The organism is Paenibacillus sp. ACRRX (assembly GCF_022346885.1).
Taxonomy (GTDB): domain Bacteria; phylum Bacillota; class Bacilli; order Paenibacillales; family Paenibacillaceae; genus Paenibacillus_B.
Genome location: NZ_JAKRNK010000002.1, coordinates 245,800 through 266,311, shown reverse-complemented (window position 1 = coordinate 266,311; position 20,512 = coordinate 245,800). Strand labels below are relative to the sequence as shown.

Sequence of the window (20,512 nt, the reverse complement as noted above, 5' to 3'; positions counted from 1 at the left end):
TTCTTTAATATTGCATATCAACATACACAATGTTATAATCAAATCACGATTTTAAAAATAAATAAGACATAATTAATGCATCTTACAATCTAATTGTATCATGCTGGTAAACTCATGTCAAATGTTTTTCTCAATTTAATGGTTAGGAGAGATATTGAATGAGTTCTTTGGTGCTCGATCTTCAAGAAATAGATAAAACGCAGCTATTGCTCGTTGGCGGAAAAGGTTTAAATCTGGGGGGATTGTCAAAAATTAAAGGAATAAAAGTACCAGAAGGATTTTGTGTTACAACAATGGGATATCAAAGAGCTCTCGAACAAAACGAAGCGTATTATGCTTTGCTCAATCGACTAACCATACTGAAAGCAGAAGATCGAAATGAGATTGGTGAAATCAGCAGGCAAATTCGACAAATCATAATGGAAGTAGAAGTTCCTTCCGATGTTATGGATGCAGTTACTCATTATCTCTCCCGGTTAGGAGAAGAACATGCTTACGCAGTGCGTTCTAGTGCGACTGCTGAAGATTTGCCTCATGCCTCTTTTGCTGGTCAACAAGACTCCTATTTAAATATCATCGGCAAAAAAGCAATCATGCAGCATATCAGCAAGTGTTGGGCGTCCCTATTTACGGATCGCGCAGTAATCTACCGTATGCAAAATGGATTTGATCACAGTCAAGTGTATTTATCCATAATCGTTCAAAGAATGGTTTTCCCACAGGCTTCAGGAATTTTATTTACCGCTGATCCGATTACTTCTAACCGGAAGCTGCTTTCAATCGATGCCAGTTATGGACTTGGAGAAGCATTGGTCGCTGGCTTGGTATCTGCCGATTGTTATAAAGTACAGGAAGGTAAAATCGTTGATAAGAGGATAGCAACTAAAAAATTGGCTATCTATGGCCGAAAAGAAGGCGGTACTGAGACAAAGCAGATCGATCCTGATCAGCAGACGACTCAAACACTTACGGAGCCACAAATATTACAGTTGGCACGCATTGGAAGACAGATCGAAGCTTATTTTGATTGTCCGCAAGATATTGAGTGGTGTTTGGTTGATGATACCTTTTATATTGTCCAGAGCCGGCCAATCACGACTTTATATCCAATCCCTGAAGCGAATGATCAAGAAGGTCACGTCTACGTATCAGTCGGTCATCAACAAATGATGACCGAACCCTTGAAACCATTAGGAATGTCTATATTTCAGTTAACATCTTTTGGACCCAGGTTTAAAGCTGGTGGAAGGTTATTTGTTGATGTTACACCTATGTTGGCTTCACCTGATAGCCGAGACAATTTATTGAATTCCCTGGGACAATCGGATCCGCTCATTAAAGACGTACTTGTGACTCTAATAGAGCGAGGAGATTTTATAAAATCGGTATCAAATGATAAAAAAGAACCACGTCTCAGTAATATCAATAAACGTAAGTCGCCTGCGGGTCTTCAAGCACAAATCGAAAATGATCCAACAATTGTTTCTGAATTGATTAAGAGTAGTCAAGTTTCGATAGAAGAGCTAATACAAAACATCCAAACGAAATCAGGATCAGATTTATTTGATTTTATTCTAGAAGATATTCAGCAATTAAAGAAGATTTTGTTTGACCCACAAAGCTTGGGTGTAATTATGGCGGCTATGGATGCTTCAACATGGATCAATGAAAACATGAACAAGTGGTTAGGTGAAAAAAACGCAGCAGATACGATTTCTCAATCCGTACAAAGCAATATTACTTCGGAAATGGGTCTGGCGCTATTGAATGTCGCAGATGTGATTCGTCCTTATCCAGAAATTATCCATTATTTACAACATGTAAAAGACGATAACTTTTTGGACGAACTGGTTGCGTTTGACGGTGGCCAGGAAACGCAAGCCGCTATCTATGCTTATCTCAATAAATACGGGATGCGATGTAGCGGAGAAATTGATATAACTAAAACTCGTTGGAGCGAAAAGCCAATTACACTGATCCCCATGATTCTTAGTAATATCAAAAACCATGAGCCAAATGCTGGTGATCGAAAATTTGAGCAAGGGCTACAGGAAGCTGCGCAAAAAGAACAAGAGTTATTAGAGCGATTGAAGCAATTACCGGCTGGTGAACAAAAAGCCAACGAAACAAAACAAATGATCGATCTGATCCGTAACTTCAGCGGGTATAGGGAATATCCAAAATATAGTATGGTTAATCGCTACTTCGCATACAAGCGGGCTCTATTGAAAGAAGCCGAACAACTCGTTCAAGCGGGCGTTATTCATAAACAAGAAGATATATATTTTCTCACTTTTGAAGAACTTCAAGAAGTCGTACGCACCAATAAACTAGATCACCAGATCATCAGCAACCGAGAAGACGAGTACAAATTATTTGTAAAACTAACTCCACCACGTGTTATCACGTCTGATGGTGAAATCATTGCAGGTGAGTACAAGCGAGAAAATGTCCCAGCCGATGCGATTGTAGGTCTACCTGTTTCTTCCGGAGTTATAGAGGGACGAGCGCGTGTCATCTTAAACATGGAAGATGCTGATCTGGCGGATGGGGATATATTAGTCACCGCGTTTACTGATCCTAGCTGGACACCATTGTTTGTATCCATAAAAGGACTAGTCACAGAAGTTGGTGGACTGATGACCCATGGAGCAGTTATCGCACGTGAATATGGCTTACCAGCAATTGTCGGAGTGGAGAATGCTACCAAACTAATAAAAGATGGGCAGCGAATTCGCGTGCATGGAACAGAAGGGTATATCGAAATAATATAGATAATAGGGTGGTTACCGCAGATTGGAGAGATAATAATGGGAAATACAGATAAGTTTGAAATGATAGCTCATAGTTACGACACTTCTGAAAGAATTCAAATTGCAAAGATATCATCGGATGCCATTCGTGAGTATGTAGTTGATGCTAATCGTAAGAATGCGATTGATTTTGGGTGTGGAACTGGTCTTGTCGGCATGAACTTGTTAAACGATTTTAATTCTATACTTTTTCTGGATACTTCACAAAACATGATTAATCAAATAAAGCAAAAAATTTCTGATTTTAATATTCAGAATGTAGATACATTATGCTTTGATTTTGAAAAGGGCGTATTATCGGATTTGCGTGCTGACTATATTTTTATGGTTCAGGTTCTGCTCCATATTAATGATGTAGAATTCGTTTTATCAAAACTATTTGATGTTCTCAATGAAGGGGGACATGTGCTAATCGTAGATTTTAATAAAAATGAAAAAGTAGTATCAGATTTTGTTCATAATGGATTTAATCAAGCAAAACTGACTGACATTATGACTAAAATAGGGTACAAAAATATTCAATCCAAAACTTTTTATCATGGAAGTAAAATATTCATGGGACAAGATGCATCTATGTTTATTCTTGATGCTCAAAAGTAAACTTGTGGGCGGAAAATATCCCGTTACTAGATACGTGAAACGATTAAGATAACGAGATCAGCAAAAGGCCACCCGTGAAGGGTGGCCTTTAAACTTTCCGCTATGGATAGCGCGGAGAACCGTACAATAAATAACGGCGGAATATGTGGTGAAACGGCTCATTCATTTCTAACAACGATATGTTTATCAGTAAGATACAGAATCCTGTGTCGGCCGATTGAATCCTTTAATGATTAGCCATATAGCCAAAACCAATTGTTGAAAGGCTATCGGAATGTTCAATATCATATAGGCTTCATCCAGACCGATGAACCGAATCATAAATAATAAGCTTGCCAAGACGGACAATGTAGACCCGATAAGGCCCGAAACTGACAACCAACGTGGAACCAATTTGGTTTGGTAAAATATGCAGTTATACAAGAACATAGCTAAAACGAATGTCAGTGTCGTTGCCACATGGTTCACCAAATCACGGCCTTCCCGTAACAATCCACCAAGGGTCTGAAAATACGACTCATTCAGAGTTCCAACTTTTGCAAATTCATGGCTTAATGTCAAAAGCAGCAGAAGAATGATTACACCAATAATAATGAACACACCCGCAATGATGCCGAAAGCAACAGATCCAAGAGCTAAACCTTTATTATACGTGCTTAAAATCGGATACATCAAAATAGGAATACCTACATAGGCAGCAATCATTAACAACTGGAAAAATGAACCTGTAATCACTTGGTTTTCATTTAAAGAAGATTTAACAAGGTAGTCTGCTCCATCTATAACAGGAACAACACTAAATATACCTGTAAGCAACCCGACTAATAATAACACTCCCGTAATTAAGGCAGACCTTTTACCCGGGTTTGCACGCTTCGTCAACATACTTAACCTCCTTATTGTACCTAACCTTTGCGGCATTTTCAGAACCTGCAATTGATGCCCCAGCTACTGCAAAAAAATGATCCCTGTTCCGAATCGATATAGTAGCTTTTTATTTTTACTTTACGGGGCTGAAACTGCCTTTAGTACATGAATTGGCATCACCTGTTTACGTTTTGAACAATATCTTATTGGCGAATGTTTCCCGTCGTCCTCGCTATGATCCATCAGTCCAAACTCACCCTGCTGTTGGTATTTCTCATCCATATACTGTCCCCTTATAATTTTGACCGATGGTTTATTCTAGTGTTCTTTCTTTTGATGGTTCTTCACAACACAACGTCCTTAGAGATGTTATGTTTTTATGAATTTATGATGTGTTATGTTCTTTCGTAGTGTTATAAATCAGGCATGTTAATTATATGTAAACATAATGGATAGTTAGATTAATAAGTTCAACGACTATTCATAGATTTGCCGTAAAGAATTCATAAATAGTGTTATTACAGCATCGCAGATATTTACTTTTGGCGGATATTGATGGATAATAATACTAGATTTCCCGCACTTTTAACTGTTAGTGTTAATGAGAATTATCGCTAACCTCCTGCTTCAACAAACTTCTATACGACACATTCAACATCAGGTGAATTTTCAATTTGACGTATTTCATTTAACGACATGAATGTGGTAGCAGATCTGATATCTCTTCATCATCCTGAACACAACACCTAGAGCGTTAATAGACACCCCAATGCCCGTTTTTGTGAACACACTGGGATTTTTAATCGATGCTGCGGTACGTTAAAAAGCCGGTGTGGGACATAGTTGTTTGTATTGTAGTGTGTAATTGATTACAGACGACCTGGGAAGGGTCTGCCCTTAATAAATGAATATTAGATGATGAAGAAAGAGGAGATTCTCCTCTTTTTTTGTGTTCACAAACTAATAAAAGTGGAGTGAGAGAAATGACTATGACGCCGAAGCAAGACATAGCCATCATCGGAATTGCTGGTCGTTTTCCGGGAGCGGCTAGTGTTCAGGAGTTTTGGGAAAATCTGCAGTCAGGCATCAATAGTATTACTCTGATTCCGAACGAGCGCTGGAACTGGCAGGATGTATACGGCGATCCGCAAAAGGAAAAGAACAAGACAAACAGCAAATGGGGCGGATTTATTGCCGATATTAACAAGTTTGATCCACTCTTTTTTGGCATTTCACCTAAAGAAGCGAACTATATAGATCCGCAGCACCGCATCTTTCTGGAAACGGTATGGCAGGTAATCGAAAACGCCGGTTACCGGGCGAACAGCCTGTCTGGCAAGAAGGTCGGCGTCTATGCCGGAGTTTCAAAAAATGATTATGCGGAGCTGCTTAACACCGAAGATATTAGTGCATTTGTTTCTACTGGGACTGTACATTCAATTTTGGCAAATCGTGTGTCCCATTTTTTTGATTTTCGGGGACCGAGTGAAGCGATCGATACCGCATGTTCCAGCTCGCTAGTCGCACTGCACCATGCATGTCGGGATATCCGGGAAGGAGAATGTGAGGCGGCGATCGTCGGCGGGGTTAATGCGCTGCTGAGTCCACGCATGTATATTTCCCACGCCAAGTCTGGGATGCTGTCAGCGGATGGTCAATGTAAGACATTCGATACTTCTGCAGATGGATATGTTAGGGGAGAAGGTGTGGCAGCGATGTTCCTCAAGCCGCTCACTCAAGCACGAAAGGATCGTGATAACGTTCTAGGTATTATTAAATCATCAGCGATCAACCATGGGGGACGCTCTAATTTCCTGACAGCACCGAGCGTGGATGCTCAATCAGAGGTCGTCTACAGCGCTCTACGGCATGCCAATGTTGATCCCAGAAATATTTCTTACATCGAAGCACATGGGACTGGCACACCTCTAGGAGACCCGATCGAAATCAACGCATTGAAGAAAGCATATACACAGTATTTTGAAGAAAAGGGATTTGAACCTGATGAGAACAGCTGCGGATTAGGATCGGTGAAGACGTATATCGGACATTTGGAAAGCGCGGCAGGCATGGCTTCAATCTTTAAAGTGCTGCTCGCAATGCAGCATGGCTTACTGCCTGGCTTATTCAACCATAAAGAAACAAATCCTTACATATCGCTCGTGCAATCACCGTTCTTTCTGGTTACCGCTCCAACAACATGGAAGAGACGCCGGATCAATGGCAAGACGCTGTCACGACAAGCTGGAGTGAGCGGATTTGGCATGGGTGGAGTCAATGCGCATGTGATATTGGAGGAGCCATCACCTCCCTTAAAACAGCGTAGAAAGGGGACAAGCCATGAACGAATGATCCTGCTTTCTGCAAAAAAAAGGCGACTTCAGGCGACGGTCCAGCAGCTTGTGACCTTTTTGCGAAGTAAGGCTGGACAAGCGGTAAGCTTGGATGATTTGGCATTTACACTCATGTTCGGACGAGATGAATTCGAGGAACGCCTGGCTGTTATTGCAGAGTCTACGACGCAGGTTCTAAACGAGTTGGAACGGTTCTTACGTGGGGACACGACAGGATGTGTTCATGGCATTGCTGTCGTAAAAAAGGATAAAGCTCTAATCGTTCCTAACAAAACGGATAGTTCGTCAATCCTCGCAGAGCAGTGGGTAAGGGGCGAACCGCTTGCATGGGCAGAGGAAATCTACGACGGTCGCCGCATTGTGCTCCCAGGGTATCTGTTCGAGCGTATTCCTTGTTGGTTTGAACAGAAATCAGTTGGGCCTGCTGATTCAGATTCAGTAAAGACAAGGGCAGTGGATGAGGAACCATCATTTGGATCGTCTGTCGTTACTTCTGTATACCCAGTAGCACCGATTCGGCTCACCATTTCGAATCGCGATCCGCTCGTGCAGGATCATCTCGTACATGGACAAAAGGTAATGCCTGGAGTAGGGTATCTTGACTTGATTGCACGAACCTTGGAACAGAAAGCAGGAGCTGTCTGGACCTTTGCAGATATATATTGGTTGAAGCCACTCGTATTAGAAAAGGAATCACGTAATGTGGAACTGACTGTCGAAGCGAGGGGAAACGGGGAATTTGTGCAGTTTCATACTGGCAACGACCAGAATTGCCAAGGCATGATGCTTGCCGGCACAGTTGATATGACAGATAAACGAATTGATTTGCAGGCCATTCGGAAGCGCTGCGTAACGGAACTAGTGCAGGATGAGCTGTATGATCTTTTTTTCGAACATGGCTTGGGTTACGGAGCTTCATTCCGGGTAATAGGCAAACTCTGTTATTGTCGCGGAGAGGCACTTGCCGAGATAGTCACATCAAGTTCGGAACGAATTCGAGCAGGACTGCTTGACGGTGCCCTCCAAGCTGCGGTGGGCTTAAGCGTATGTAATCAAACGGCTTCACAAGCGCAATATGTGCCGTACTTTGCGGAAACATTCCAATTCTACAGCACCTTGGAAACGGTCAGGTTCTATTATGTAAAGCAGCATGCAGAGCATAAAAAGGGATCGCTCCGGTTCGATCTATATTATTGTGATGAGCAAGGACATGTGCTTGGTATAGTGAAAAATTTCACGAAAAGACCTTTAACATCTATCCAAACTCAAAAAATATTAGAGACTCCAACGGTGCAGCCCATGCTGTTCTATACATCTGATTGGCGTCAGGAAGTATGTGCTCCGGAAGTAGAAGTAAAAGGATTACTTCTCGTGAACGGTTCTGAGCAGTTGGAAGAGCAGATGTTGACGGAGCTTGCCGACAAAGTTCCATTTCTGCATTTGAAAATTAAGCCCCATGACCACGAGGCCTGTCTGGAGGCGTTTCTTGCACTGAAAGAAAGCGGATTTCCGCTGCGGCAAATGATTGTGCCGGCGGAGAGTCCTGGTGCGGAAGATTTAAAAATGCTGCTCTTATTGGCACAAGTCGTAATCAAGTCTAAGTTCAAACAGGCGATTAAAATGGTCTATGCCAGTGAACTTGTGCGTGAGAAACAATTGCCCGCGCTGCTATCTGCTGGCGGGTTTGCCCGTACACTGAAATATGAATATCCGCGCCTCCGGCTAGAGATTGTAACCTTTGACCAGAGCTTCAACAGCTGCGGCCACGCGCTTTTAGAGGAGCTGTTCACATCATCCGAGGCTCCGCTGCATGAAGTAAAGTATGAATCCGGCTTGCGGCATGCACGAATCATGTCTGCAATACAGGGCGATTCAATGCCAGAGAAGACGCTTCTAAAACGTGGCGGAGTTTATCTCATTGCAGGCGGGGCAGGCGGACTCGGCCGCATTTTTTCTTCCTACTTAGCAGAGACCCAACAGGCATCGATCGTTCTGCTTGGCCGCAGACCGCTAACGGAACAGATTAAAGCACAGCTTGCTCAGTTGGAGCGCTTGGGCAGCACGGGCGAATATATCCCGGTGGATTTAGGGAACGAAGCTCAGGTCACAGAGACAGTACAAATGATTCGTTTGAAATACGGTAAGATTGATGGCGTATTGCACGGAGGCGGCATGATCAATGATGGTTTTATTCTGCGTAAAACCGCCGATTCGTTTGAAAATGTAGTAAGGCCAAAACTAGCAGGCACGATTCATCTTGATCGCGCTACGGCTGGTGATGAATTGGACTTTTTCGTTATGTTCTCGTCTATAGCGGCATTGATGCCAAACCAAGGACAAGGCGACTATGCCTCCGGCAACAGCTTTATGGATGGGTATGCAAACTATCGCCGTCAGCTCGTAGCATCTCGGCAGCGAAGTGGTCTCACGATTTCCATTAATTGGCCACTTTGGGCAAACGGCGGGATGCAGGTGGAACCGGAAGAGCGGGAACATCTCTGGAACGTGTTTGGAATGCAGCCGCTTGCAGCGAGTCGTGGCTTGCAGCTGTTCGAACAAGCACTTGGGTTGGCACGTCGTAAAGGTTATTCACACATAGTCGGCATTGAAGGGGATCAGATAAAAATTAACCGTCATTTTGGAATTTTTCAAGACAACAAAACAGAGCAGAAACTTGATTTTACTCACTTGGTTACACGCGACTTATTTACGATCCTAGCGCAAGTGCTGCACCTGCCGTTCGATGAGATCGGTGCGAAACAGCCACTGCATGAACTGGGAGTCGATTCGATGTCATTGTTGGCTATTTCCAAGCTAATTACCGAGAGTCTAGGCGTTGATTTTAAGCCGACTCTACTCTTTGAATATGGGACGCCGCAGCAAATTGTAGATTTCCTGCTGCAGGACAAGCATCGTGCAACGATTGCTGAACAGTACGGCAAGCTTGGAGCCTTAGCTCCGCTCTATCGGAGTACTGGGCTCATCGATCTGCATAAGGTTCAACGGGATCGATCCTTGTTTCAGCGTCGGTACGACAACACGGAGTTTTATCAGCTGGATCATGTTGTGGATAACAAGTATAACGTACCGGGCGCCTGCTATGCGGAAATGGCGAGGCAAGCTGGGGCACTGTTACTGCCGAGCAAGAAGGTGAACAAACTGCTCAACTGCTATTGGGCCAAGCAGCTTTCCTCGGCAGGAGAGCCTTTTGATGTCTATATTCAATTGATGCAAAAAGGCAGCCGTACTACTTATGAAATATACAGTATGGAGAAATCGGAATCCGTTGTTCATGCAACAGGAGAACTGCAATATGCCGAGTTTGATTCGTCAGCAGTAAACAATGAATTCCTTGATTTGATAGCAATCAGACAGCGATGCACGACAAGCTGGACACGCGAACAGGTGTATCAGCAAATTCATGCCGAAGGTCTTATCGTTGGGGAAAGCTTTATGCCGATGCAAGAAATCGTGTTAAGTGAGAGTGAGGCTTTGTCAACACTAAAGCTCCCGGAGAACATCGATGGAACATATGATGATTACCTGCTCCATCCGACCATGTTAACCGGCGTGTTTCAGACAGCTCTGATAAACAATCGCTATCATGGCGATGATGATCGGGACTTTATTCCTGTAGGCATCGATTGTGTGGAGATGATAGGTATAATCCCTCGCCAATGTCATGTGTATTGCGAGATGAACCTTAAAACAAAAGATAATCCGGATATCAAAAAATTTAATCTGAAGGTATGTGGGGAAGACGGGGTTGTGGCAGCACGCTTGACCAACTTTTCGATTAAAGTGGTAAAGTACGATAAATCAGCTGCGCAGCAGACGGATGAAAGAATTTTGGACGAGTTGCGAGTTGGGAAAGACATGCAGGATGGACTTGCGATAAAGTCAGGTCAGGGGAAAGGGAACATGAAGGAATCTGAATTACCAATTGATGGTCAGATTGGAGCAGAGATGCTAAAGGAACATGCGGCACAATTCCTTCGTAAGCTCGTGGCGGATTCAATAGGACTAGAGCAGACAATGATCGTGCCAGACGAGCCATTCGAGTCATACGGCATCAACTCCATCTTGATTCTGGAGTTGAACAAACAGCTTGAGGATGCGTTTGATGCCGGCTTGTCCAAAACGCTGTTTTTCGAATATCGTAATTTAGCAGAATTAATCGACTACTTCGTAGACGAGCATGCAGATATGCTGCGCGATAAGCTGCTCATCCCCACAGAGACACCAAGTGACCTAATTGCTCCGCCAGAATCCTCTCCAGAAATAAGCAATCTTGTCGTGGATGTATGCGACAATCCGTTGGCAGCAGGTGAAGTCATCTCACAAGTGACCATAAAGCCTGAGGCACTTGCTGTGGCCCATGCCGAAAGGCATGCTCCGGCTTCGCGCGATATTGCGATTATTGGACTGGCTGGGCGATATCCACAAGCGGAATCGCTCGCTGAATTCTGGGACAATCTGCGGTCCGGCAGGGATTGTACCGAAGAGATCCCGCTCGATCGCTTTGATCGTTCGCATTATTACAATCCCGATAAGCAGCACGGCAAACTGTATAGCAAGTGGGGCAGCTTCCTGCAAGACGTTGATGTATTCGATCCGATGTTCTTTAACATTCCCCCACGCGAAGCTGAATTGATGGATCCGCAGGAACGATTATTTCTGGAAGTCGTTTGGCATGCGCTTGAAGATGCAGGGTATACGAGACAAAGTCTTTCCGATGACACGGTAGGCGTGTTTGTGGGTGCGATGTGGCAGCCTTATCAGGAGCTTGCAGCAATAGCACAGTCACATGGCGAGCACGTAAGTCCTAGTGGATACTTGTACAGTATTGCCAATCGAGTCTCCTATTTCTGCAACTTCAATGGTCCGAGCTTAACCGTGGATACAGCTTGTTCGGCTTCGCTCACAGCTCTCCACTTAGCTTGTCAAAGCCTTATAACGGATGAAAGCAGCATCGCCATTGCAGGCGGCGTTAATGTATCAATTGGTGCGGGCAAGTACTTGTTTTTGAGTCAATACAGATTTCTGTCGACAGACGGCAAGTGCCGGAGTTTCGGCGCCGATGGTGACGGTTATGTTCCTGGAGAAGGCGTAGGCGCGGTCCTTCTGAAACGATTGGAAAACGCGATCAAAGATGGCGATCATATCTATGGAGTTATCAAAGCGACCGCGGTGAACCATGGTGGGAAGACCAACGGCTATACTGTACCGAATCCAACCGAGCAAGCAGACGTCATCCTGAAAACGCTGGAGCGCTCGAATATGGACCCGCGGAAGATAAGTTACATTGAGGCTCACGGCACCGGAACGGCGCTTGGAGACCCCATTGAGATTAGTGGTTTGACGCATGCATTTGCCAAATATACGAAGGACAAGCAGTTCTGTGCGATCGGCTCCCTTAAGTCGAATATCGGCCATTTGGAAGCCAGTGCAGGTATTGCCGGCTTGACTAAAGTCCTGCTGCAGCTTAAGCACAAGCAGATCGCACCGTCTCTCCATTCGGACCCCCTAAACCCAAATATTGATTTTGCCAATACTCCATTCATCGTTTCACGTGAACTTAGCGATTGGAAGCGGCCGGACATAAAGATTGATGGTGAGATAAAGCAAATCCCTCGTATCGCGGGCATTTCGTCATTCGGTGCCGGGGGAGCAAATGCCCATGCGATTGTCTGTGAATACATGGCAGAGGACACGAAGCCGAAGCTTGATATAATGGTGACTTCGTTTATTTTTCTGCTCTCAGCCAGACATACCGACCGCCTGCAAATGCAGGCAAAACAACTGGTGGAGGCCATTTACAGTGGCATATATACAGACGCCGACCTTCCCGCCATCTCATTTACTTTGCTAACTGGCCGGGAACCGATGGAGGAGCGGTTAGCTTTGCTTGCTGGATCGCTTCAAGAACTGACTTCGAAGCTGCAAGACTTTTTGACTGGCAGCAAAGGGGGCTCTGTATACCGGGGACAGGCTAAAGAATACAAAGAAGCTTTGAGTCTTCTAACCCATGATGAGGATATGCAGATTGTCATCAAGTCATGGTCCGCCAAAAAGAAATACGACAAGCTTCTCGGCTTATGGGTGAAAGGGATGTCCATCGATTGGCGATTCCTGTTTATGAATTACCAGCCGCGGCGTATTTCACTGCCTGGCTATCCTTTCGCCAAGGAGAGATACCGATTTCCGACGGAATGCGGATCGCTACCGCAGCAGCCACTTTATGGAGCGTCACCCAATACGATAAATGAATTAGCTCTACATCAATCTGATCCGATGCGACAGAAGGTGTTTGTCACAAAAGAATGGGAGCTGTGCGAGATTAGAGCACCTCGCCGTGTGCACGGCATGGTGGCCATTCTGGCGACGCCGGAGTTGCGCGCACTGTCCGCAGAGCTTGCGAATCTTCTACCCCACAGTCGATTGTTTGATGTGCGTCATGTGTCAGAAGAATTCGATTGGTCTGCTTTTGACGGGCTGATCGATCTAGCGGGCTGCACACAGGATTGTCATGATTCGTCCGATTGGATGCGGTGGCTGCAGCTCTTGATTGACCAGAAACATCGGGAGGGGCTGATGCTTCTGGGCGTTACTCAAGACCTTGAACGGTTTGGTGATCACGATGAAGTCAATTTGACAGGAGCAATGCGAGCAGGGTTGTATCGCATGCTGCAATGTGAGTATTCCCACTTGCGTTCAAGACATTTGGATATAGAGGGATCGAGTGACGAGACGACACTTGCTCGACTGATCGTGCAGGAATATTTGGCTGATAGCGGTGAAATGGAAATCTGTTATCGAAATTCCCGACGCTACCGTCCTGTGCTTCGTGAACGAGAAAAAGGTGGGCTTCAAGGGGAGCGCTTGTCTTTCCCCGAGCATCACGTGCTGTGGATTACGGGAGGAACGAGAGGTATCGGACTCTTATGTGCCCAGCATTTTGTCAAGCACTACGGTGTCAAGCGGCTGGTATTGACTGGGCGTGAGAGTCTGCCTCCGCGAGAGCAATGGAATATGTATACTGAGCAGCATACCTCCGCTGCTCGAAAAATTCGGGCGATTTTAGCGCTGGAAGAGGACGGAGCAGCAGTGGAAGTGTTATCTGTTCCGCTTTCAGATGCGCGGGCACTCGCACAGAGCTTGCAGCAAATTCATCAGCGCTTTGGTCCTGTCGGGGGCGTGCTGCATTGTGCAGGCTCGCTGGATAAGGACAATCCAGCGTTCATCCGCAAAACCATGAACGGGATCAACCAAGTGCTGGAGCCAAAAATAACAGGTATTAATCATTTAATTTCCTGTTTCCGGGAAGAACCTTTGCAATTTTTTGTAGCATTCTCTTCTGTGTCAGCTCTGCTTCCTTCGTTGGCAGCGGGATTGAGCGACTATGCAGTCGGCAACACCTATATGGACTATGTCGCCGCAGCGAGAAGTAAGGAACTGCCCATCGTCAGCTTGCAGTGGCCGAGTTGGCAGGAAACAGGCATGGGGGAAATTCGGAACAAGGCATATGATCTAACGGGCCTTGTCCCCATCACGAATCAGGAGGGTCTCGAATTTCTGGACTATGTGCTTGCTAAAAAAATCGGACCGGTCCTTATGCCGGCTATCGTCAATCCAGCAGTTTGGAAACCAACGACACTATTGCAGCTAGACAGAGCGGATCGTGGCAGGCCAGCTGCCAAACTTTGCTCACCCCCTGAAATAAAAGCAGTCAGCGGTAGGGGACAAGCCAATACACGGACTATCATGGAGAACCTGTCATGGAAGCAGGGGATCGGTAATGGAGAGGGACGTTCAGCCGAGATTTGGCTCGTTGGTTTGTTTGCCAAGGAATTAAAGATGGATCCGTCTCTTCTCGATACGGACACAGAGATTCATGAATATGGAATAGACTCCATCATTCAAGCACAGCTGCTGCAAAAGATCGGACAGACTCTAGAGCAGCAGCTCGATCCGTCTCTCTTGATGGAGTATCACACCATTAGAGCACTGGCGAGCTACTTGGAACGAAGCTATAAGGATGCACTGAATGCTGTGTTGATCACATTACACAACGATGCTTCTATGCCGGCTAAGATGGCACAAGCCCTCGAGACAGCTGGTCAGTTTTTGCAATCGGATGCTGCTTGTGAGCATGGGCAAGCAGTCTCTTGGATACAGGACAAGCAGAAGCATAGAAGCTCGGATATTGCAGTCGTAGGCATGAGCTGCCGGCTACCTGGAGCGGATTCGCCTGAGCAGTACTGGAAGCTGTTGACCGAAGGACGATCCGCAATCCGTCAAGTACCCTATTCACGCTGGGAGTATTCGACGAACTACTATGCGGGGCTGCTTGACGATATCACCAAGTTTGATATGTCTTTCTTCCGAATTTCCGAACAAGACGCGAAGGTGATGGACCCGCAAGCTCTGCTTCTGTTGGAGGAAGCCCTTAAGCTATGGCATCAGGCGGGATACGATTATGAGGAGGTCAAAGGCCGAGCGATCGGCGTATATCTCGGTGCCCGCAGCAACTACATGCAGAGTGAACTGGATCTGCTTAGCGCAGCCAACCCTATTCTTGCCGTCGGGCAAAACTATTTAGCGGCCAACATATCGCAATTTTTTGATCTGCGGGGACCGAGTGCCGTAGTGGATACTGCATGCTCATCAGCTCTGGTTGCGATGAATATGGCCGTGCAGGCACTTCAAGGCGGAGACATTGAGGCCGCCGTCGTAGGTGGCGCTAACCTGCTGTCAACTGATGCCACCCACCGAATGTTCAAGCTGCGCGGCATTTTGAACGAACAGCCCCAGTTCCATCTATTCGATAACCGAGCTTCGGGAGTCATTCCCGGTGAAGGCGCAGGCTTGGTGCTGCTGAAGACAGTGGAGCAGGCGCTTAGAGATGGGGATCGAATTTACGGGGTTATCAAAGGAATAGCGATCAATAATAATGGCAGAACGGCTGGTATATCTATCCCCAATCTAGAAGGACAACAGCATGTCCTGGAAGCAGCATTGACCAAAAGCGGTTTGCGGCCAGAGCAAGTCTCTTATATCGAGACAAATGGTTCGGGCACAATCGCGACAGATATTCTGGAGTTGAAGACCATATATTCGGCTTACCGTTCCGACTCTTCGGCGCCGCTCGGTCTCGGGTCCATGAAACCGAATATCGGACACCCTCTTTTTGCCGAAGGTATTGCGGGCTTTATAAAAGTAGTATTAATGCTTCATCATCGACAGCATGTACCTTTCCTATCCGGAGAAGGAACGTTAACGCACTTTGACCTGAGCGGCAGCCCATTCAAATTTTGCCGTGATCCGGCTCCATGGAACATGGAAGCTCGTATTGCAGCCATCAATTGCTTTGGAGATGGGGGAACTAACGCCCATGTAATTATTGGGGACTGGGAAGAGGCGCTACAAAGGATGAGTATAAGGTCTCCGAAGCCACTTCCTTTGCTGCAGCCCAAAGATATTCGCTGCCAGAATTCCGCTCGATCTGTGTGGAGCGGAGGCAATGTATGGAGACAGATGTAAGGAATGAGGTGCCTTCATGAAAGAACAGTTTCTAATTCGAATGGACCATCCGATTGTCAAACATCATAAGTATGAAGGGCAAGGCTCGCTTCCCGTTAGCTCGTATTTTGATCTCATCTTCCAGTTGTTTCGCGAGCAGGGATATGATTTTACACGGCTTGAGCTCCGTAATCTTACCGTCTATGCCCCATTTCTCATCAGAAATGACAAGGATGTTCTATTATGTATTCAATCCCGAGAGACAGAAGCGGGATCTTGGGACATTCGAATTGAAAGCGACGAAGAAACAAGTGGAAAACGGCTTAATAAGCGCCTGTTGTTGATCACGGCGCGAATGTATATGCGTGAGAGCTTGGTGTTTCATGAAAGATTGGATATTGCCCGAATTCAACTTGAAACCAACCAGGAAGAGCGCCTAGCTGCATATTACGAAAAATGTCGCCAGCAGAACTTGTTTCATGAAGGAATTATGCTTGTGGAAGGGATAAGATATGAAGGAGAGAACGGTGAATGCTGCTTGAGGGTTGTGCTGGGGAAAGAAGCACTCCCCGGTGCCGCCGGGTTCATGTTCCATCCTGCACTGATTGAAGGCGCGATTATCGGGAGCGGAGTATGGTTCCCGCAAGCAATGGATGGGGAGCAGAAACTGTTCATACCACTGTATTGCGAATCCTTCCGCGCAGCTAGGACAATGGACAAGGAATGCTGGATTAGAATCGCCAAGCCGGTAGAACGCAAACCTAAGCTGCATCTCACGACGCTCGAGTTTTTTGCTTCCAATGGAAGCAAGATTTCGGAGCTTGTTCATTATTGGAGCACAGCGCAGGCTTAAGATAAGATCGCCTCAAGAAGTATAGTCGCTTGCTGAGACTGGAAGCTATTTCATGATGAAGGAAGCTGGCGTAAGAAGGAGCAATCATGGTGAGACAACCTATCATATTTATGTATTCGGGTCAGGGATCACAATACTATCAGATGGGACGGACGTTGTTTCAAGAGAATGCAATATTTCGATCTCACATGCAGCGTATGGATAACCAATTACAAGAATGGATTGGCGAATCGATTCTGAACGAGCTGTACCATCCAGAAAAAAGCCGCAGCACACCCTTCGATCGTACCCTGTACACACATTGCGCCATTTTTATGGTGGAGCATGCCTTGACCGAATTGTTGAAAACGAGCGGATTGCAGCCTGACATTGTGGTTGGGTCGAGTCTGGGGGAATTTTCCGCTGCGGTAGCAGCTGGAGTTATTAGTGTTGAAGACGCGCTCCATGCGGTTGCCGTTCAAGCAATGCAATTGGAATCTTTGTGTTTACCAGGCAGTATGCTTGCGATATTACATGATCGCGCATGGTACAACTCCGACTCTGTTCTGCGCGAGAATTGTGAAATCAGCTCAATCAATAACGATGCCCATTTTGTTGTGGCGGGAGCCCGAGAATCAATAAAAAAAGTAGAGCAACATGTCAAAGCTCAAGGCATTTTATGCCAGAATATTCCTGTTACCCAAGGCTTTCATTCTTCCATGCTCGATCCGGCGGAAGCTGAGTATATCGGCTTTTTAAGAAGATTTAAGTTTCAGAATCCACAAATTCCATTTATATCAAGCGTTTATGGCAGACAGATCGATCAATTGGAGCAGGACTATTTATGGAAAGCCGTGCGTATGCCGATTCTGTTTACCAACGCAATCTCTTTTCTGCAGAAACATATAAGGCGTGGCGTTTATTTGGACTTGGGTCCTTCGGGAACACTTGCTGCCCTGATGAAACGCTCGATAAACATCGCTGAGACTGAAATCATTCTGCCTGTGCTAACGCCTTTTCAGCATGAGACGTCAAATGTAAGCCGTATAGTGGCCCAGTATTCAAGCAATAACAAGGTTACGGTGACCAAGGAGGAGAAACCGATGCTTGCTTATGTGTTTCCGGGACAAGGATCTCAAGGGAAAGGAATGGGAGGGGAATTGTTCGATCGATTTCCTGAAATTACGAACCAAGCGGATGAAATACTCGGTTATTCGATAAAAGAGTTGTGCCTGCAAGATCCGCAAGGGAAATTGAATCAGACGGACTACACCCAGCCTGCTCTTTATACCGTAAATGCATTGATGTTTTTGAAAGCGAAAGAGGACTCAGGGGTCAAACCCGATCTGCTTGCAGGACATAGCTTGGGTGAGTATAATGCTTTATTTGCAGCGGGTGCTTTTGATTTCCCTACCGGACTGAAGCTGGTGAAAAAAAGGGGGGAGCTGATGAGTCGCGCTGCGGGTGGCGGAATGGCAGCTGTAATCGGCTTAGACGGCGAGACGGTCAGCCGCGTGCTCAAACAGCATCCTCAGTTGGATTTCATTGACATCGCAAACTACAATTCCCCCAAACAAATCGTAATTGCAGGCAGGAAAGAAGACATTGAACGAGCCCAGCCAGTGTTTGAGCAAATTAAAGGGGCGAGATGCATCCCATTAAAAGTAAGTGGGGCTTTTCATTCGCGCTATATGGCGGAGGCGAGAGATCAATTCGAGCAGTATATTGAATCTTTCGAGTTTATGGCTCCAAACATTCCCGTTATTGCTAATGTCACTGCCCGACCATACCGGCCATCTGAACTCAAATTAAATTTGATTAAACAAATTACGCATTCCGTTAAATGGTGCGAAATCGTTCAAGTGCTCATGGGCTTTGCATCTATTGAGATTAAGGAAATAGGTCCCGGTATTGTATTGTCCGGTCTGACCAGCAAAATTCGTCAGGAAGCCGAACCGATTGTCATTGACTTGGAGCAAGAATGTCAGCCGATCATAGAGTATCCAGCTCCGCATACTCAAAATAATCGTGATGAGCTAAATGGTGAAGCTTATCAAGAGGTTGGCATACAGGCCAAGGTTCCAGCAGTGATAAAGCATTTTATCAATGAAGAGGCGACAGTGCCTCATTCACTCGCATACGGGATTACGGCAGAATCACTGGGGTCTGAACAGTTCAGGAAAACTTACAATCTTAAATATGCTTATTTGACAGGGGGCATGTACAAAGGAATTGCTTCCAAGGAGCTAGTGGTTCGAATGGGAAAGTCAGGCATGATGGGCTTCCTTGGCACCGGGGGAATGAAGTTGGATGAAGTAGAACGAGACATTCAGTACATACAAAGAGAGCTGTATCAAGGGCAAACCTATGGCATGAATTTACTGCATAGTCCGTATCACCCGGAAAGGGAGGAAAGTAACGTCGATCTCTATATGAAATACGGTGTGAATCTGATCGAAGCGTCCGCTTACATGACGATTACCCCATCACTTATTAAATATAGAGCCATGGGACTATCCAGCAATTTGGACGGAAGTGTCTCGATCAAACATAGAATCATCGGCAAAGTCTCCAGACCGGAAGTAGCGGAAATCTTCTTAAGTCCAGCACCTGAGTATATGGTGGAGCGTCTCATCGACCAGCACAAAATAACGAGAGAACAAGCAAACCTGCTGCGGCAAGTGCCAATGGCAGACGACTTATGTCTAGAAGCGGATTCAGGCGGACATACCGACGGAGGAGTGGCCAATGTTTTGCTGCCAGCGATTCTAATGCTTCGTGACGAGATCTGCAGAAAGTATGGGTATCGTCAAAAAGTGGGGATCGGCGCCGCAGGTGGAATTGGGATGCCTGCAGCCGCTGCAGCGGCCTTTATCTTGGGTGCTGATTTTATTGTAACGGGCTCGATTAATCAGTGCACGGTAGAGGCAGGGACCAGCGATGCTGTCAAAGATTTGCTGCTGCAAATGAATATTCAGGATACGGCCTATGCCCCGGCGGGAGATATGTTTGAAATGGGAGCGAAGGTCCAGGTTTTGCGCAAAGGGGTGTTTTTCCCCGCGAGAGCAAATAAACTACATGAGCTGTACCGCCAATATAACGCAATCGATGAAATTCCCGAAAAAGAGAAACAACAGCTTCAAGAGAAATACTTCAAGATGAGCTTTGAGGAAGTGTACCAGAAAGTCAAAGCACATCATTCTGCTCAGGAAATCGAAAAGGCGGAACAAAATCCGAAGCACAAGATGGCTTTAATATTCAAATGGTATTTTGTTTATTCGACACGAATTGCTTTACAGGGTACACCAGGCTGCCAAGTTGATTATCAGATTCACTGCGGTCCTGCATTGGGGGCATTTAATCAATGGGTAAAAGGTACATCGTTTGAACACTGGCGCAATCGTCATGTCGATGAGATCGCGGTAAAATTAATGACTGAGACGGCCGATGTCTTGAACCGGAGGACCCGAAGTTTGCACCGATCCCTGATTCACTAATCGAGATTATTGATATACAAGGTTGTT

General features: G+C 45.8%; 6 protein-coding genes. 5 read left to right on the top strand and 1 reads right to left on the bottom strand.

Features of this window, described 5'->3' with window-relative positions; genetic code table 11:
• The first annotated feature begins 158 nt into the window (after positions 1-158).
• Positions 159-2,774, top strand: a complete 2,616-nt coding sequence (ppsA, locus tag MH117_RS06650; RefSeq protein ID WP_239327898.1) for a phosphoenolpyruvate synthase — start codon at positions 159-161, stop codon at positions 2,772-2,774.
• A 36-nt stretch (positions 2,775-2,810) separates the two neighbouring features.
• Complete coding sequence (locus tag MH117_RS06645; RefSeq protein ID WP_239327897.1) at positions 2,811-3,413, top strand: class I SAM-dependent methyltransferase; 603 nt, start codon at positions 2,811-2,813, stop codon at positions 3,411-3,413.
• 186 nt (positions 3,414-3,599) lie between these two features.
• On the opposite strand, the gene MH117_RS06640 is transcribed toward MH117_RS06645, so the two are convergent.
• Positions 3,600-4,298, bottom strand: coding sequence for a DUF4386 domain-containing protein (locus MH117_RS06640; RefSeq protein ID WP_239327896.1), 699 nt, complete (start codon positions 4,296-4,298; stop codon positions 3,600-3,602).
• A gap of 965 nt (positions 4,299-5,263) precedes the next feature.
• On the opposite strand from MH117_RS06640, the gene MH117_RS06635 reads away from it, so the two are divergent.
• From MH117_RS06635 to fabD, 3 genes are all read left to right on the top strand, one after another.
• Positions 5,264-16,177: an SDR family NAD(P)-dependent oxidoreductase gene (locus MH117_RS06635; protein ID WP_239327895.1), complete on the top strand. Its 10,914-nt coding sequence runs from the start codon at positions 5,264-5,266 to the stop codon at positions 16,175-16,177.
• Between the two features lie 16 nt (positions 16,178-16,193).
• On the top strand, positions 16,194-17,009 hold the full coding sequence (locus tag MH117_RS06630; RefSeq protein WP_239327894.1) for a hotdog family protein: 816 nt from the start codon (positions 16,194-16,196) through the stop codon (positions 17,007-17,009).
• Positions 17,010-17,095: 86 nt separating this feature from the next.
• Positions 17,096-20,485 carry an ACP S-malonyltransferase gene (gene fabD, locus MH117_RS06625; RefSeq protein WP_275444554.1) on the top strand — a complete coding sequence of 1,130 codons (3,390 nt, stop codon included), beginning with the start codon at positions 17,096-17,098 and terminating at the stop codon, positions 20,483-20,485.
• Positions 20,486-20,512: the final 27 nt, after the last annotated feature.